The 14,587-nt window shown below is 70.4% G+C and carries 16 protein-coding genes; 11 read left to right on the top strand and 5 right to left on the bottom strand.

Going from position 1 to position 14,587, the window contains the following annotated elements; genetic code table 11:
• Positions 1-51 precede the first annotated feature (51 nt).
• From AB0M01_RS24045 to AB0M01_RS24020, 6 genes are all read left to right on the top strand, one after another.
• Positions 52-549 (top strand): SigE family RNA polymerase sigma factor, encoded by a 498-nt coding sequence (locus AB0M01_RS24045; RefSeq protein ID WP_363673053.1) that lies wholly within the window; start codon positions 52-54, stop codon positions 547-549.
• Entirely contained in the window at positions 546-1,073 is a 528-nt protein-coding gene (locus AB0M01_RS24040; RefSeq protein ID WP_363673051.1) for a hypothetical protein, read from the top strand. Before AB0M01_RS24045 ends, AB0M01_RS24040 begins: the two co-directional genes overlap by 4 nt.
• Positions 1,074-1,125: 52 nt before the next feature.
• Positions 1,126-1,821 carry an FCD domain-containing protein gene (locus AB0M01_RS24035; RefSeq protein ID WP_363673049.1) on the top strand — a complete coding sequence of 232 codons (696 nt, stop codon included), beginning with the start codon at positions 1,126-1,128 and terminating at the stop codon, positions 1,819-1,821.
• Positions 1,818-2,582: a creatininase family protein gene (locus AB0M01_RS24030; RefSeq protein ID WP_363673047.1), complete on the top strand. Its 765-nt coding sequence runs from the start codon at positions 1,818-1,820 to the stop codon at positions 2,580-2,582. Before AB0M01_RS24035 ends, AB0M01_RS24030 begins: the two co-directional genes overlap by 4 nt.
• Positions 2,583-2,707: 125 nt before the next feature.
• A complete protein-coding gene (locus tag AB0M01_RS24025) occupies positions 2,708-3,679 on the top strand; it encodes a prolyl oligopeptidase family serine peptidase (protein WP_363673045.1) in 972 nt (323 codons plus the stop codon).
• A gap of 1 nt (position 3,680) precedes the next feature.
• On the top strand, positions 3,681-5,216 hold the full coding sequence (locus AB0M01_RS24020; protein ID WP_363673043.1) for an AbgT family transporter: 1,536 nt from the start codon (positions 3,681-3,683) through the stop codon (positions 5,214-5,216).
• Here the strand turns inward: AB0M01_RS24020 and AB0M01_RS24015 are convergent.
• The gene (locus AB0M01_RS24015) at positions 5,209-5,784 is read right to left on the bottom strand and encodes a nicotinamidase (RefSeq protein ID WP_363673041.1); all 576 of its coding nucleotides are present in this window, start codon (positions 5,782-5,784) and stop codon (positions 5,209-5,211) included. The genes AB0M01_RS24020 and AB0M01_RS24015 overlap by 8 nt on opposite strands.
• A complete protein-coding gene (locus tag AB0M01_RS24010) occupies positions 5,738-6,211 on the bottom strand; it encodes a hypothetical protein (protein ID WP_363673039.1) in 474 nt (157 codons plus the stop codon). Before AB0M01_RS24010 ends, AB0M01_RS24015 begins: the two co-directional genes overlap by 47 nt.
• A gap of 130 nt (positions 6,212-6,341) precedes the next feature.
• Between AB0M01_RS24010 and AB0M01_RS24005 the strand changes: the two genes are divergently transcribed.
• From AB0M01_RS24005 to AB0M01_RS23990, 4 genes are all read left to right on the top strand, one after another.
• Entirely contained in the window at positions 6,342-7,082 is a 741-nt protein-coding gene (locus AB0M01_RS24005) for an NAD(P)H-binding protein (protein ID WP_363673037.1), read from the top strand.
• Complete coding sequence (locus AB0M01_RS24000) at positions 7,079-7,576, top strand: copper resistance CopC family protein (RefSeq protein ID WP_363673035.1); 498 nt, start codon at positions 7,079-7,081, stop codon at positions 7,574-7,576. The genes AB0M01_RS24005 and AB0M01_RS24000 overlap by 4 nt, the downstream gene beginning before the upstream one ends.
• 14 nt (positions 7,577-7,590) lie before the next feature.
• Positions 7,591-8,538 (top strand): ring-cleaving dioxygenase, encoded by a 948-nt coding sequence (locus AB0M01_RS23995; RefSeq protein WP_363673033.1) that lies wholly within the window; start codon positions 7,591-7,593, stop codon positions 8,536-8,538.
• Between the two features lie 77 nt (positions 8,539-8,615).
• Positions 8,616-10,541, top strand: a complete 1,926-nt coding sequence (locus tag AB0M01_RS23990; RefSeq protein WP_363673031.1) for a protein-arginine deiminase family protein — start codon at positions 8,616-8,618, stop codon at positions 10,539-10,541.
• On the opposite strand, the gene AB0M01_RS23985 is transcribed toward AB0M01_RS23990, so the two are convergent.
• Positions 10,538-11,107, bottom strand: a complete 570-nt coding sequence (locus AB0M01_RS23985; protein ID WP_363673029.1) for a CGNR zinc finger domain-containing protein — start codon at positions 11,105-11,107, stop codon at positions 10,538-10,540. The genes AB0M01_RS23990 and AB0M01_RS23985 overlap by 4 nt on opposite strands.
• Positions 11,108-11,258: 151 nt before the next feature.
• Here AB0M01_RS23985 and AB0M01_RS23980 point away from each other — a divergent pair, with 151 nt between their 5' ends.
• Positions 11,259-12,011, top strand: a complete 753-nt coding sequence (locus tag AB0M01_RS23980) for a LuxR C-terminal-related transcriptional regulator (protein WP_363673027.1) — start codon at positions 11,259-11,261, stop codon at positions 12,009-12,011.
• Positions 12,012-12,026: 15 nt separating this feature from the next.
• On the opposite strand, the gene AB0M01_RS23975 is transcribed toward AB0M01_RS23980, so the two are convergent.
• A complete protein-coding gene (locus tag AB0M01_RS23975) occupies positions 12,027-13,445 on the bottom strand; it encodes a carboxyl transferase domain-containing protein (protein WP_363673025.1) in 1,419 nt (472 codons plus the stop codon).
• Positions 13,442-14,587 (bottom strand): CoA transferase, encoded by a 1,146-nt coding sequence (locus tag AB0M01_RS23970; protein WP_363673023.1) that lies wholly within the window; start codon positions 14,585-14,587, stop codon positions 13,442-13,444. Before AB0M01_RS23970 ends, AB0M01_RS23975 begins: the two co-directional genes overlap by 4 nt.

Genomic DNA, 14,587 nt, shown 5'->3' with positions numbered 1-14,587 from the left:
GACTAAACCGAACCGGCGGCCGCGGGCGTCTATCCAGGTATGCCCCACAAGATGCGTGAGGACTTCGCCGAGTTCGTCGTGGCCCGGCAGAGTCAGTGGTTGCGCACCGCCCACCTGCTGAGCGGTGATCGGCAGTTCGCCGAGGACATCGTCCAGCAGAGCCTGGAGAAGCTGTACGTCGTGTGGCCGAAGGTGGTCGGCGTCGGGGCGCCGGACGCCTACGTCCGCAAGATGATTCTCAACGTCTACCTCAGCGAGACCCGGCGGGCCTGGCGGCGCCGGGAGCGGACCAGCGAGGACGTGGCGCCGGCGGTGGTGCAACCGGGCAGTGCGCCGCTCGACGACCGGATCGACCTGGTCCGGGCGCTGGGCGCGCTGCCGCGGCGTCAGCGGGCGGCGCTGATCCTGCGCTTCGCGGAGGACCTGAGCGTCGCCGAGACGGCGGCGGTGATGGGGTGCGCGGAAGGAACCGTCAAGGCGCACACCGCGGCCGGGATCAAGGCGCTGCGGCGATCGATGGATCTTCACTGTGTGGGAGTGACCGAATGACCGACGAGAAGGAGCTCGAGGAGCAGATGCGATCACTGTTTCGCCGTGAACAGGGCGACACGCCCAGACAACTGCCGCTGGACGCGGTGGTCGAAGGAGGGAGCCGCCGGCTCCGGCAGCGGACGGTACGCCGGGTCCTGGGCGGTGTGGTCTGCGCGGTGGCGGCGACCGGGGCGACCGTTTCGGTCGTCACCGCCGCCACCGGTGGGACGACCCCGCCCGTGTCGGACCAGGTGAAGGTGAAGCCGACGCCGACCAACACCCCGTCCTACCCACCCCCGGCGACCCCGACCAGGCTCCCGATGAACGAACCGCTCGCGACCCCGACCAGGCCACCGATGAGCGAGCCCCCTGCGACCCCGACCCGGCCGCCGATGAGCGACCCGGATGCGACCCCGACCAGGCCGCCGATGAACGAGCCTGATGCAACACCCACCAGGCCGCCGATGAACGATCCCAGTGCGACCCCGACCTGGCCGTCGATGAGCGAGCCCTACGGGACGCCCACCGATACCCCGCGCTGAAACAGCGCACGACCTCTTGACGGGCCGAAAGGCTAAGTGATTTAGTCACTTTGTGACTTACTCAGCCGCGGAGACCCCGAGCCTGTCCGATCGCCTGACCGAGGCGATCCTGGGCATCATCCGGGACCAGGACCTCGGGCCCGGGGACGCGATTCCGTCCGCCCGGGAGCTGGCGAAGCGGTTCGAGCTGACCACGCCGACCATCCGGGAGGCGTTGCGCAAGCTGGAGGCGACCGGTGCGGTCGAGTTCCGGCACGGTTCCGGGACGTACGTCGGCCCGACGATCAACAACGTCGTCCTGGCCAACCCGCACCGCCCGCCGATCACCAAGCAGTCGGTGCTGCAGCTGATCGGCGCCCGACTGGTGATCGAGCCGGCGGTCGCCCACCAGTCGGCGCTGTCCCGTGGTGAGGAGAACCTGGAGCGCCTGGAGGCGGCGGTGACCAACGCCCTGGTCCCGCCCGGTGGTCCGGCGTTCGCGCTGAACTTCCACGTCGAGCTGGCCGCCGCCTCCGGCAACCCGCTGCTGGAGGAGGTGGTCGGTTCGCTGCTCAAGGTCCGGGTCCGCGAGCAGCAGCAGATCCGTCAGCTGTACGACAACCGCAACCGCGACCACGAGGAGCACCGCGCGATCCTGGACGCCGTCCGCGCGCAGGACGCGCCGGAGGCCGAACGGCTGACCCGCGAACACCTCGACAACATTCGCCAAGCGGTCGCAGGCGCCGACTTCCCGGAGATGCAGTCATGACGTGGCCCACGGGGATCTTCCGCCTCGCCGAGATGACCACCGACGCCGCCAGGGACGCGGTCCGGACCGCGCCGCTGGTGATCATCCCGGTCGGTGCGCAGGAGCAGCACGGCGGCGGGATGGCGATGTCGACCGACACCGTTCGCGCGGTCGGCGTGGCCGACCTGGTCGCCGAGCGGCTGGCCGGGCGCGCTGTCGTCGCACCTGCGCTGACGTACGGCGTCTCGCCGCACCACATGGCCTTCGCCGGGACCATGACGTTGTCCCCGGCAACCTTCGCGGCCGTCGTCCGTGAGCTCGTGGACAGCCTGTACCAGCACGGCTGGCGGCGGTTCCTGGTGGTCACCGGGCACGGCGGCAACAACGCCGCGCTGTCGGTGCTGGCCCAGGAGTACGTGCGCAGCGACCTGACCTTCGCCTGGACGCCGCTGACCGAGATCGTGTCCGACCTGATCACCGACGTCAGCGAGGTGCACGGTCACGCCGGTGAGGCGGAGACCGCGCAGATGCTCTACCTGGCGCCCGACCTGGTCCACGCCGAGCAGTTGGAGCCCGGCGCGCTGACCTTCGACGAACTGAGCACCCCGGCCCGCCTGTCCCGCACCAAGCAGGGACCCCGGATGTCGGTCGGGTTCGACGTGTACCACAAGCGCGGCGTCCTGGGCGACCCCCGACGCGCCACCGCTGAGCAAGGCCGGCTCCTCGTCGAGACGGCCGCCGACCGGATCGCCGCCTTCGCCGACGAGCTCCTCTCGGCCTGACCCCCGCTCCGGTCCAGACCCTGCTGCGACCGGCCCAGCAAGTCCACACCTCACTGGTACGCCCGATGCGTTCCAGGCGTGAGCCTGCCCGCCCGCAGGCCACCTGCCCAAGGAGGGAACCCCTGATGAAACTCCATCGCCTTGCCCTCGCCGGCCTGGTCACGGCCGGCCTGGTGACCGCCGCGGCCAGTTCGCCGCTCCTGTCGGCCACTGCCGCCCCGGCGGCCGAAAGCAGCAGCCGCCAGCAGGACGCCACCGCCGACCGCAGTACTGGTTGCTTCAAGCAAACGACGCAGCAGCCTGGCACCGGCGCCGACTACACGCTGGTCAGCGGCGGCATCGAGCGCACCTACCGGCTGCACCTGCCCGCCAAGTACGACGCGAGGAAGGCCCAGCAGCTGATCGTGGTCTACCACGGCCGCGGCAAGACCGGTGAGTTCACCGAGGCCTTCTCCGACCTCTCGAAGCTCGACGCGATCGTTGCCTACCCCAACGGTGTGCTCGGCGACGAGGACAAGCAGGCCTGGCAGGGTGCGCCGTACTCGAAGGCCGGCGTCGACGACGTGAAGTTCACCGCCGACCTGCTGGACAGCCTGGAGGCGACGTACTGCGTGGACAAGAGCGCGGTCTACGCGACCGGCAAGTCCAACGGCGCCGGGTTCACCGGGATCCTGGCCTGCCAGATGGCCGACCGGTTCGCCGCGATCGCGCCGGTGGCCGGTGCCTTCTACATCGAGGGCAAGCGCTGCCACCCGAGCCGACCGATCCCGGTCCTGGACATCCACGGCACCGGCGACACCACGATCCCGTACGGCGGCGACGGCTCCCGCGACCTGCCGAGCGTGCAGACCTGGACCCGCGACTGGGCGGTCCGCAACGGCTGCGACCCGGAGCCGCAGCTGAGCACCAAGGGCGACGACGTCCTGACCGCGACGTACAAGCGCTGCGACGCCGACGTCGTGCACGTCGCCGTGACCGACGGCGGGCACAGCTGGCCGGGCTCGGACGCCGCGTCCGGGCCGGGCTACGTCAGCCAGACCTTCGAGGCGCACGAGCTGATCGGTCAGTTCTTCCGCGCGCACAAGCTGAGGAGCTGAGATGAGCACGGCGACCGACCAGACCAAGGAACTGCCCCGCCTGGTGCGGGCGATGGCGGTGATCGAGAAGGCAGGCAACGCGCTGCCGCACCCGTTCTGGCTGTTCTGGATCCTGTCCGCGATCCTCGCGGTGGTGAGCTGGATCCTGTCGATGCTGGACGTGTCGGTGGTCTCGCCGAAGGACGGCAAGACCGTCGCGGTGCAGAACCTGCTGTCCGGTGACGGCCTGCAGATGGCGGTCTCGACGGCGATCTCGAACTTCGCCGAGTTCCCGCCGATGGCGACCATCGTGGTGGTCATCATGGGCGTGGCGCTGGCCGAGCGGACCGGCTTCCTGCAGTCGCTGATGAAGGTCAGCGTGTCGCGGGTGCCGACCTCGATGGTGGTGTTCGCGGTGGCCTTCGCCGGCACCATGGCGCACGTCGCCTCGGCGGCGGCGTACATCATCCTGGTCCCGCTCGGCGGGCTGGCCTTCCGGGCCGTCGGCCGGTCGCCGATCCTCGGCATCGTGGTGGCCTACACCGCGATCGCCTCCGGGTACGACGCCAGTCCGATCCCGACCCCGAACGATGCGATCTTCGCCGGGATCACCGAGGCGGCGGCCAAGACGGTCGACCCGGACGCCTCGATCTCGCCGCTGTCGAACTGGTTCTTCAACATCGCCTCCTCGGTGCTGCTCTCGCTGGTGATCACGCTGGTGGTCCGGCTGGTGCTGAGCAAGCGCACCGACCTGGACGCCGACCCGGACGCACCGGGCGACGACCCCGACGCGCTGACCCTGTCCGACCGCGAGCGGACCGGCCTGCGCCGGGCCGGGATCGTGTTCCTGGTCGCCGTCGTCGCGATCGTCGCTGTCCTCGTGCCGCACAACTCCCCGCTGCGCGGCGAGAACGGCAGCATCGTGGAGTCGCCGTTCCTGGACGGCATCGCGATGGTGGTCGCGGTCCTGTTCGGCCTGGTCGGCATTGCGTACGGCGTGACGGTGGGCGCGATCAAGCAGGCCGGTGACGTGCCGAAGCTGATGGCCGAGGGGATCAAGCAGATGGCGCCGGTGCTGGTGCTGTTCTTCGCGATCGCCCAGTTCCTGGCCTACTTCAGCTGGAGCAAGATCGGTGACCTGCTGTCCGCGGAGTCGGCGCGCTGGCTGGGCGACATCGGCGCCCCGACGGTGGTGATCTTCCTCGGCATCCTGGTGCTGCTGACGCTGATCAACATCCTGGTCACCAGCGGGTCGGCGATGTGGTCGCTGACCGCGCCGATCCTGGTGCCGATGATGCTGCTGCTGAACGTGCCGGCCGAGACCACCCAGGCGCTGTTCCGGATCGCGGACTCCGGCTCCACCGCGATCACGCCGATGAGCCCGTACTTCGTGATGGCGCTCGGCTTCCTGCAGCGCTACCGCAAGGACGCCGGGGTCGGCACGCTGGCGTCGTACACGGTGCCGCTGGCGGTCGCGATGACGATCGCCTGGACACTGCTCTTCCTGGCCTGGTGGGCGCTCGGCATCCCGCTCGGCCCGGGGGCTCCCGTCAGGTAAGCGCGATCCCTGCCTCGCGCAGCTCGACGAGAGTGTGTTCGGTGCTGGCCGGTGCCACCCCTGCGGTGAGACCGGTCAGCACCGTCGTCGTGAAGCCCTCGCGGTGCGCGTCGAGCGCGGTCGCGCGGACGCAGTAGTCGGTGGCGATCCCGCAGACGTCGACGTCGGTGACACCTTTGTCCCGCAGCCAGGCGGCCAGGCCGTCGCCGTCGTGCGACTTGCCCTCGAAGCCCGAGTACGCCGCGGCGTACTCGCCCTTGTCGAAGATCGCGTCGAACGGCTGCGGGTCCAGGTTCGGGTGGAAGCCGACGCCGTCGGTGCCGGCCACGCAGTGCTTGGGCCAGGAGTGCACGAAGTCGGGCTGGTCGGAGAAGTGGTCCCCGGGCTCGATGTGATGGTCACGGGTGGCCACCACGTGGGAGTAGGTCCGGTCCCGGGGCTCGGCCTCGTGCCACGTGTGCAGCAGCTGCCCGATCCGGAACGCGACGTCCGCGCCGCCGGCGACAGCCAGGCTGCCGCCCTCACAGAAGTCGTTCTGCACGTCGACCACGATCAGCGCCCGTGTCATCGCGGGACTCCTCTCTCCTGCTCCCACCGTACAAGCCGCGGTCGCGGATCGCGGTGAGGAGGAGCACGAGCAGCCCGAGTACGGCGAACAGCGCGTTCCCGCTGGTCAGCAGGATCGCCTGGCCGACCGTGGCGTTCTCCATGTTGGTGACGTGGAAGAAGAAGTGCGGGATCGCGAAGGCGGTGTAGGCGAGCGCGGCCGGGATCAGGTGATGGGCCACCGGCCGGACCAGCGCGAACCCGAGCACGATCGCCAGCCCGAGCATCACCGCGCCCAGGTCGCGGGAGAAGTGCTCGCTGAACGGCGGGTTGATGTCGACGGTCGGGAAGTCGGTGTAGAAGCTCCGCGGCGCCAGCGTGTTCCAGACGCCGACCACCAGCGCCTCCAGGAACAGCAGGGCGACCAGCAGCCGGATCGCGAGGGTCATCGTCACTCCTTCGGGGGCAGTAGTACGGGTACGACCGGGCAGCGACGCGATTCGTGACAGCCGGCGGTGTCACGAATCGCCGGGCTGTCCGGTCCTTGTCGCCAGTACTGGTGCAGAGGAGAGGATCGCGATGACGAAGTTCCTGGTGACGGGATCGACCGGACAGGTCGGCGGACCGGCTGCGGCGGCGCTGCGCGCGGGCGGGGCGGACGTGGTCGGGCTGACCCGCAGCGGTGGTCCCGAAGCGGTGGCCGCGGACCTGGTCACCGGCGAGGGGCTGACCAAGGCGCTGACCGGGATCGACACCGTCGTGCACCTTGCCGCGGGCAACGACAAGCGCGACCTGCCGATGCTGCGCAACCTGACCGCGGCGGCGAAGGCGGCCGGGGTCGGGCACCTGGTGATGATCTCGATCGTCGGCTGCGACCTGGTGCCGCTGGCGTTCTACCGGCAGAAGGTGGAGCTGGAGGGGATCGCGCTCGCGTCCGGCGTACCGCTGACGATCCAGCGGGCGACCCAGTTCCACACCCTGATCGACCAGGTGTTCAGCGTGCAGAAGTTCTCCCCGGCGATCTTCGCGCCGGCCTGGCGCTTCCAGCCGATCGCGCCCGAGGAGGTCGGCGCGCGGATGGCCGAGCTGGCGATGGGCGCGCCGCAGGTGCGCGCCGAGGACATCGGCGGGCCACACGTCGAGTCCGTCCGGGAGCTGCACGCGGAGTGGAAGGAGGCGACCGGGAGCCGCCGTCCGGCGGTGATCTTCCGGATGCCGGGCAAGATGTCGGCGGGGTTCACCGCGGGCGTCCACCTCGCGCCGGCGTCGTCGTTCGGGAAGCAGACGTTCGCGGAGTACCTGGCGAAGAAGTACCGATGAGCCGGTGGCCGCTGGTGCTCGGGCTGGTCGCGGTGCTGCTGGGCTGGCCGGTGACCGCGTCGGCGCACGGCGCGGTCGCCGGGTCGACGCCAGGCGCAGGATCGCGGCTGGCCGAGTCGCCGACCGCGGTCCGGATCGAGTTCAGCACGGTGATCGAGCGCGGGTCGGTCGTCCTGGAAGATGCCGCAGGCAAGGACTGGTCGGGCGGCGCGGCCCGCGTCGAGGGCGTGCTGCTGGAACGCGAGGTCGGCGCGGAGCTGCCGGACGGTGAGTACGCCGCCCGCTGGACCGCGCTGACCGGCGACGGGACGCCGCTCGACGGAGTGCTGCGGTTCAGCGTCGGGGTGGTGCCGGACGACGGCAACCCGTTCGACGACGTGATCACGCCGCACGGCATCATCCAGCTCCGCAACGCCGCGATCGTCGGCGTCGGGCTGTTGACGCTGATCACAGCCGCCGCGCTGGCCGGAACCTACCGGCGCGTCGGCCGGTGAGGGATGCTGGGGCCATGAACGAGATCAAGCCGCACGGCCTGCACCACGTCACGGCGGTCGCGACCGATCCGCAGCGCAACATCGACTTCTACACCACGGTGCTGGGCCTGCGGCTGGTCAAGCAGACGGTCAACTTCGACCGTCCCGAGCTCTACCACCTGTACTACGGCGACGAGGCCGGGCTGCCGTCGACGCTGCTGACGTTCTTTCCCTGGCCGGAGGCGCCGGACGGTCGGCAGGGCACCGGGCTGGCGACGGCCACGGCGTTCAGCATCCCGCCGGAGAGCCTGGGCTGGTGGCAGCAGCACCTGGCCGGCCTGAAGGTCGACGCGGACGCACCGGTACGGCGTACCGACGAAGAGGTGATCGCGTTCCGTGACCCCGACGGGCTGGTGATCGAGCTGGTCGCGGCCGAGGGCGACACCCGCTCGGGCTGGGACGGTGCCGCCGGGATCCCGGCCGAGCACGCGGTCCGCGGGCTGCACGCGATCACGGTCAGCGAGGCCGAGCTGGAGCCGACGGCCGCGCTGCTCGGCGGGATGCTGGGGATGACGCTCGGTGACGAGAGCGGCGGCCGGGCCCGGTTCACGATGACCGGCGACAACCCCGGCACGGTGGTCGACGTCGCCGCGGGGTCCGGTGACAAGGGCGTGCAGGCGGGCGGCACGGTGCACCACGTCGCGTTCCGGGCGCCGGATCGCGAGACGCAGGCGCAGTGGCGCGAGCTGCTGGTCGACTCCGGCCACGAGGTGACCGAGATCCTGGACCGGCAGTACTTCACCTCGATCTACTTCCGCGAGCCGGGTGGGGTGCTGTTCGAGATCGCCACCGACCAGCCGGGGTTCACCGTCGACGAGCCGCTGCTCGAGCTCGGGCGCAAGCTCAAGCTGCCGCCGTGGCTGGAGCCGAACCGCGAGCAGATCGAGAACACCCTGCCCCGGATCGAACTGCCGACCGCCTGAGGACCGGATCCTGACAGGATCCGGAAAAGTCTTCGCCAGCCTTTGGTCGACCCTTCGTCGAGCAAAGGATCCGAAGCATGTCACGTCTGCGTCGCAGTCTCCTGCTGGCCGGTGCGGTGAGCACCGGCCTGGTCGGGAGCGTCCTCCCCGCGGCCGCCGCCGGTACGCCGACCGCCGGGCTCCACCAGACCGGCCGCTCCGGCCCGGTGCTCTTCCTCGCCAACCTGGACGACGACGCCGGCCGCTGCCAGGCGAAGGCGCGGACGGTCGCCAAGGCTGCCGTCGAGCAGGAGGCGGCGTACGACGACGCCTTCTCCAAGGCCAAGGCGGAGCTGGAGAAGGAACCGGACAAGGAGAAGGCCGAGCGCGAGTACCAGGAGCTCGTGAAGACCTACCAGCGGCAGAAGAACGCGGCGGACCGGACGATGGCGGCCTGCAACGACGCGGCCGACTCAGTCGTGAACGGCGCGCAGGACGCGAAAGATCTGGCGCGGGTACGGACCGTCGCCTGGGCGGGTGCGCCGGCTGGTGCCTCGGGCAAGGTCACGGTGTCGACCGACCGGGTGCGGGTGTTCGTGAAGCGCGCCAAGGGCTGGGAGATCGCCGACTCCCTGACCACCGACGAGGTCCGGCGCGGGGTGGAGCTCGGGATCGAGGGGCGCGACATCGTCCGCGACGCGGCCGTCTGGGACGGTACGGCGGTGCTGAAGCTCGTTGTCTCGGGCAACGGGTCGTCCTCGAGCGCGACCGTCGCGCTGAAGGAGGCGCCGGTGCTGACCCAGCTGAACACGCAGCGGCTCCAGCGCGTGTTCGCCGGTACGGCGGGCGACGGCGACAAGGTCGGAGCGGCCTGGCGGGATCAGGTCGACAAGGTGGTGAAGCAGAGCGGCGTACCGTCCGGGCTGCAGCGGCTGGACCAGAGCGGTGACAGCTGGACGCAGGACCTGTTCGAGCCGGCGTACATGTCGATTCCGGGGCCGGGCGGGAAGCCGCAGGGGATGAAGGTGCTGCTCGGGTCGGTCAACGATTCGCGCCGGGTCGGGTCGCGGGTGATCTTCACCGAGCTGGCCGGCGCCGACGTCGCGGCCGTGCACGTCGAGCACGTGCCGGTGCCGGAGGAGAACGAGAGCTACGACTCGATGGGGAACCTGGAGACGATCCCCGCGACGCCGCAGCACCCCGTCGGGCGGATCGTGATCGGGGGCGACGGGTTCGAGCACGGCAAGACCGGGCCGGCGAGCGAGATGACGACGCTGCTGAAGTCGCAGGGGATGCAGAACCCGCTCGGGCTCGACACGTCCTGGCTGACCGTCGGGCACGTGGACGAGTTCCTGCAGTTCGTACCGGTACCGGGAAGCCGGCTCGGGTGGAAGGCGCTGATCGCTGACCCGGCCGCCGGGCTGCAGTTGCTGCGCGGCGTACGGGCGGGTGGGCACGGCGGCGACATCATGCACGGCCGGCTGCCGGAGCTGGAGTGGCCGTACGACCTGCGGATCGACCAGCGGAGCACTGACGAGTTCCTGGCCGACAAGCAGTTCGTGGAGACGAACGAGCGGGCGGTGGCGAAGATCCAGGCCAACGTCGAGGTGCTGAAGCGCGAGGCCGGGCTGACCGACGCGGACCTGGTCCGGGTGCCGTCGTTGTTCACCGCCAAGTCGATGGATTACGGGATGCTCGAGACCGAGATCAGTCAGCTGCAGGACGGGCCGGAGAAGGACGCGGCGGTTGCCAAGCTGCACGCGATGCGGGACGCGGTCGCGGAGATCCCGGGGGCGGTGAACGGGCTGGTGCTGAACGCCGGCAAGTACATCGCGCCGAAGCCGTACGGGCCGGTCGTCGGCGGCAAGGACGTCTTCGCGACGGCGATCAGCAAGGCGCTGGCCGGGATCGGCTACCAGGTCACGTACGCCGACGACCTCAAGTCCGAGCACATCTCCGAGGGCGAGATCCACTGCGCGACGAACACGCTGCGGGACTCGCTCAGCACGCGGTGGTGGAACTAAGGACGCACGGAGACCGGGCGCGTTTGATCCTTCTTGCGCGCCCGGTAGGCCTTGGCCTTCATCTTGTTGCCACAGGTCTCCATCGCGCACCACTCGCGCCGGCCACCCCGGGAGCGGTCCAGGTACACCTGGGTGCACTCGGGGCGGCCGCACTCCTTGAGCAGCTCGGCGTCGGAGCCGCCGAGGATCGCGATCGCGTCCCGCGCGACGGCGGACAGGGCCTGCTCGGCGGTCGCCTCGATCCGGTGGCCGTCGGCGACCAGCTGGGGGACCGCGGCGGGGACCCGCGCGGCCGCGTTCACGATCGCGGCCGCGGGTTCGTCGTACGGGAGGTTGTTGAGGCGGGCGAAGACGAGGGTGTAGATCGCCTCGCGGACGGTGACCGCCTGCGGGATGTCGGCGGCCGCGCAGGCGACCTCGCTACCCGCGACGACACCTGCCTCGCGGTACCAGGAGGCCAGGCTGGAGGCGGCGGTCAGCGTCTCCAGCGGTACGGCGTTCCGGCGCGCCTTCAGCGTGCCGACGAAGTCGAGGGCGGTGTTCCCGCAGGGAAAGGCATGCTCCACGTCACCAGCTTGACAGGTGACGTGCAACGATGCAATGCGGCCGGTGGGTCAAACGCTTGTCCGCCGCGGTCGACACTCCACGGGCGGCGGATGCGCCGGGACGCGTGGCAGGATTCCGGTCGTTCAGGTCGGTTTCGCCACGGGGGTGGGGATGATGGTTCGTGCGCTCGCGCATTTCCCGGTCCGGCAGCAGGTGTGGGACGCGTCACTGCGGCTGCAGGTGGTCCGGGCGCGGTACTGCGACGAGTGGCTGGCCGGGCGGCGCCGGGACGCCGAGGTCCGGGTCTTCGGGCCGGACCACCTCGGGCTGCGGGACTGGCTGCACGACCTGTGCACGGAGTGCTCGGAGCTGACCGCGGTGACGTCGACGCAGTGCCAGACCGTCGAGAGCTTCGCGCCGAGCCACAAGCTGAACCAGACGCTGGTCGAGCGCGGCGTCCGGATGACGAGCTTCTTCGACACCACCGGCGGGTCGGACGCGATGACGGAGTTCCTGATCGCGGCCGAGGAGATGCCGTACCACCTGGCGTACGGGCCGATCCAGCTGAAGGTCTTCGACGGCGAGCGGGTGGTGGTCGAAGGGCCGATCGTCGACGGGCAGCGGAGTTTGATGCTGATCGGTGGGCTGGAGGCGGTCAACGCGGCTGGGCAGTATCTGCGGGCGGTGCGGGAGACGGCGGTGCGGGCGAGTGAGTTGTCCGAGCCCGAGGCGGAGCTGACGAGCCGGCAGCAGGTGATCGCGGAGTTGCTGTGCGAGGGGTGCACGGACGATCAGATCGCGGAACGGATCGGGTTGAGTGTGCGGTCGGTGCGGTACGAGGTGGCGCGGTTGCTGGAGGCGTTGCAGGTGAGGACGCGGTTCGCGGCGGGGGTGCGGTGGGCACGGACGAAGTCGGACGAGTAACTCCGCGGCTGCGGCTCAGCTGAGGTGGGCGGCGATCTCGGCAGCGAGTGCTGTGGTGAGCGCCTCGGGGGTGTCGCCGGGAAGTTCGGGGACGACGTGGTGGACGATGCCCTGTTCCTGCAAGTCGGTCGCGGCGATGCGTTGTGCGGTGGCGAGGGCGGGAGCATGCGACGTGTCGCCGTACATGATCGCGCTGGCACCCTCGGGCGGCAGCGGCGCCAGCCAGGCGTGGCCGGCGGCGATCACGGTCGTTGCCGGAAGCAACGCCAGCGCGCCGCCGCCGGTGCCCTGACCGAGCAGCACGGAGACGGTCGGGACGGTCAGCGTGCTCATCGTCGCGATGCACTGGGCGATCTCACCTGCTAGTCCGCCTTCCTCGGCGGACTGCGAGAGCTCGGCACCCGCGGTGTCGATCAGTGTGACGAGCGGCAGCCCGAGCTCCTCCGCCAACCGCATCCCGCGGCGAGCTGATCTGAGGGCTGCCGGGCCGAGCGGGCGACCGGACTCGCGGTCCTGGCCGACGAGCACGCAAGGGCGTCCGTCGACGCGGGTCAAGGCGACGAGCACGCTCGCATCCGCCGAGGTCAGCCGAACAGTCCCACTGCAGGCGAACTTCAGGAACTCGCGTACGCCGGGGCGATCGGCTCGGCGGGTGGCAAGCACCGCATCCCAGCCGGTCACACCCGGCTCCCACGTGCGTCCAGCTTCGCCGCCCGCCCTGGCTGAGGGCGCCGAGCCGGAGGTCCGACGGACGAGGGTGGCCGGGGTCGCGGGGTCGACAAGGATTCCGAGAGTCCGATCCAGCAGCATCGGCAGATCCGCCGACGCCACCACGCCGTCGATCACGCCGTGCTTGGTCAGGTTCTCCGCCGTCTGCACGTCCGCGGGGAATGGTTCGTCGTACAAGGCCTGGAACACCTTCGGCCCGAGGAAGCCGACCAGCGCGCCCGGCTCAGCGACGGTGACGTGCCCGAGCGAGCCCCAGGACGCGAACACCCCACCGGTCGTCGGGTGCCGCAGATGCACGAGGTACGGCAGCCCCGCCTTCTTGTGCTCCATCAGCGCGTGCGAGATCCGCACCATCTCGAAGAACGCCGGCGCGCCCTCCTGCATTCGCGTCCCACCTGAGGCCGTCGACGCAAGGATCGGCAACCCCTCCGCGGTCGCTCGCCGTACAGCTGCCGTGATCCGGGAAGCCGCGGCCCGCCCGATCGACCCGGCGAGAAAGGCGAACTCACTCACCAGTACGGCGACCGGCCGCCCGCGCATCAACCCGCGCCCGGTGAGCACCGACTCATCGGCACCCGACCGCTCAGCCGCCTTCGCAAGCTGTTGAAGATAGTCCTCGGAATGTCCGCTGAGATCAGCCGGTTCGTCCCAGGATTCGAAGGAGCCGGAGTCCAGCACGACGTCGATCAGCTCTCGAGCGCTCATGAAACCCAACCCCGGATCGCTTCGCCGTGCTGATCGAGCGTCGGCGGCGCCGCGTGGTCCTGCCGGGTCTTCTCCTCACTATCCGCCCCGAAGAACCGCAGCGGCGGCCCCGGCAACCGCACCGCCCCGAGCGTCGAATGCTCAACGTCGATCAGCAACCCCTGGCTGACCGTCTGCTCCCACGCGTACACCTCGTCGAGCCCGCGGACCCTCCCCGCCGGCACCCCGACCTCATCCAATCGCGCCAGCAACCGCTCCGCCGGCCACTCCGCGAACGCTGCCTCGACCACCTCGATCACCCGAGGACGATCAGCAACCCGCGCGGCATTCGTCTCCAGCCCACTCTCGTCCAGCCCGAACGCGGCAACGAATCGCTGCCACAACCCCTCGCTCCCGACCGCGATCTGCACCGACCCGTCCCGGCAGTGGAACAACCCGTACGGCGCGATCGACGGATGATGGTTGCCCTGAGCAACGCCAACCTCACCGGCCACCGTGTACCGCGTCCCCTGGAACGCATGCACCCCCACCACCGCTGCCAGCAGCGACGTCCGAACGATCTGACCGAGGCCCGTCCCGTCCCGCTCCCGCAACGCAGCCAGTACGCCGTACGCCCCGTACATCCCGGCCAGCAGGTCCCCGATCGGCACCCCGACCCGCTGCGGATCCTCCGGCCCCGAACCGGTCAGCGACATCAACCCGGCCTCGCCCTGCGCGATCTGGTCGTACCCCGCGCGGCCGCCCTCCGGCCCGTCGTGCCCGAAGCCGGTGATCGACAGCGCGACCAGCCGCGGATTCCTGGCCTGCAAGGACTCCAGCCCCAGCCCGAGCCGCTCCAGCACCCCGGTCCGGAAGTTCTCGACCAGTACGTCGGCCCGGTCGACCAGCTTCAGCAGCACCTCACGATCGGCCGGGTCCTTCAGGTCGAGCGCGATCGACTCCTTGTTCCGGTTGGCCGACAGGAAGTACGTCGACTCGTCGCCGGCGAACGGCGGGCCCCAGCCGCGGGTGTCGTCCCCGCGGCCGGGCGCCTCGACCTTGATCACCCGCGCACCGAGGTCGCCGAGCATCATCGTCGCGTGCGGGCCGGCCAGCGCCCGCGACAGGTCGACGACCAGTACGCCGTCCAGCGGTCCGGTCAT

Origin of the sequence: Kribbella sp. NPDC051770 (genome assembly GCF_040681455.1) — a bacterium.
Classification (GTDB): Bacteria; Actinomycetota; Actinomycetes; order Propionibacteriales; family Kribbellaceae; genus Kribbella.
Note: the sequence above shows the minus strand (reverse complement) of the source record. Positions and strands in the feature narration are given on the sequence as shown.

Bases quoted from the DNA above. Each gene is read 5' to 3' on its own strand.
- AB0M01_RS23995 (WP_363673033.1), top strand. From the start codon at position 7,591: ATGAACGAGATCAAGCCGCACGGCCTGCACCACGTCACGGCGGTCGCG.
- AB0M01_RS24020 (WP_363673043.1), top strand. From the start codon at position 3,681: ATGAGCACGGCGACCGACCAGACCAAGGAACTGCCCCGCCTGGTGCGG.
- AB0M01_RS23970 (WP_363673023.1), bottom strand. From the start codon at position 14,587: ATGACCGGACCGCTGGACGGCGTACTGGTCGTCGACCTGTCGCGGGCG.
- AB0M01_RS23980 (WP_363673027.1), top strand. From the start codon at position 11,259: ATGATGGTTCGTGCGCTCGCGCATTTCCCGGTCCGGCAGCAGGTGTGG.
- AB0M01_RS24045 (WP_363673053.1), top strand. From the start codon at position 52: ATGCGTGAGGACTTCGCCGAGTTCGTCGTGGCCCGGCAGAGTCAGTGG.
- AB0M01_RS24010 (WP_363673039.1), bottom strand. From the start codon at position 6,211: ATGACCCTCGCGATCCGGCTGCTGGTCGCCCTGCTGTTCCTGGAGGCG.
- AB0M01_RS24040 (WP_363673051.1), top strand. From the start codon at position 546: ATGACCGACGAGAAGGAGCTCGAGGAGCAGATGCGATCACTGTTTCGC.
- AB0M01_RS24005 (WP_363673037.1), top strand. From the start codon at position 6,342: ATGACGAAGTTCCTGGTGACGGGATCGACCGGACAGGTCGGCGGACCG.
- AB0M01_RS24015 (WP_363673041.1), bottom strand. From the start codon at position 5,784: ATGACACGGGCGCTGATCGTGGTCGACGTGCAGAACGACTTCTGTGAG.
- AB0M01_RS23990 (WP_363673031.1), top strand. From the start codon at position 8,616: ATGTCACGTCTGCGTCGCAGTCTCCTGCTGGCCGGTGCGGTGAGCACC.
- AB0M01_RS23975 (WP_363673025.1), bottom strand. From the start codon at position 13,445: ATGAGCGCTCGAGAGCTGATCGACGTCGTGCTGGACTCCGGCTCCTTC.
- AB0M01_RS24000 (WP_363673035.1), top strand. From the start codon at position 7,079: ATGAGCCGGTGGCCGCTGGTGCTCGGGCTGGTCGCGGTGCTGCTGGGC.
- AB0M01_RS24025 (WP_363673045.1), top strand. From the start codon at position 2,708: ATGAAACTCCATCGCCTTGCCCTCGCCGGCCTGGTCACGGCCGGCCTG.
- AB0M01_RS24030 (WP_363673047.1), top strand. From the start codon at position 1,818: ATGACGTGGCCCACGGGGATCTTCCGCCTCGCCGAGATGACCACCGAC.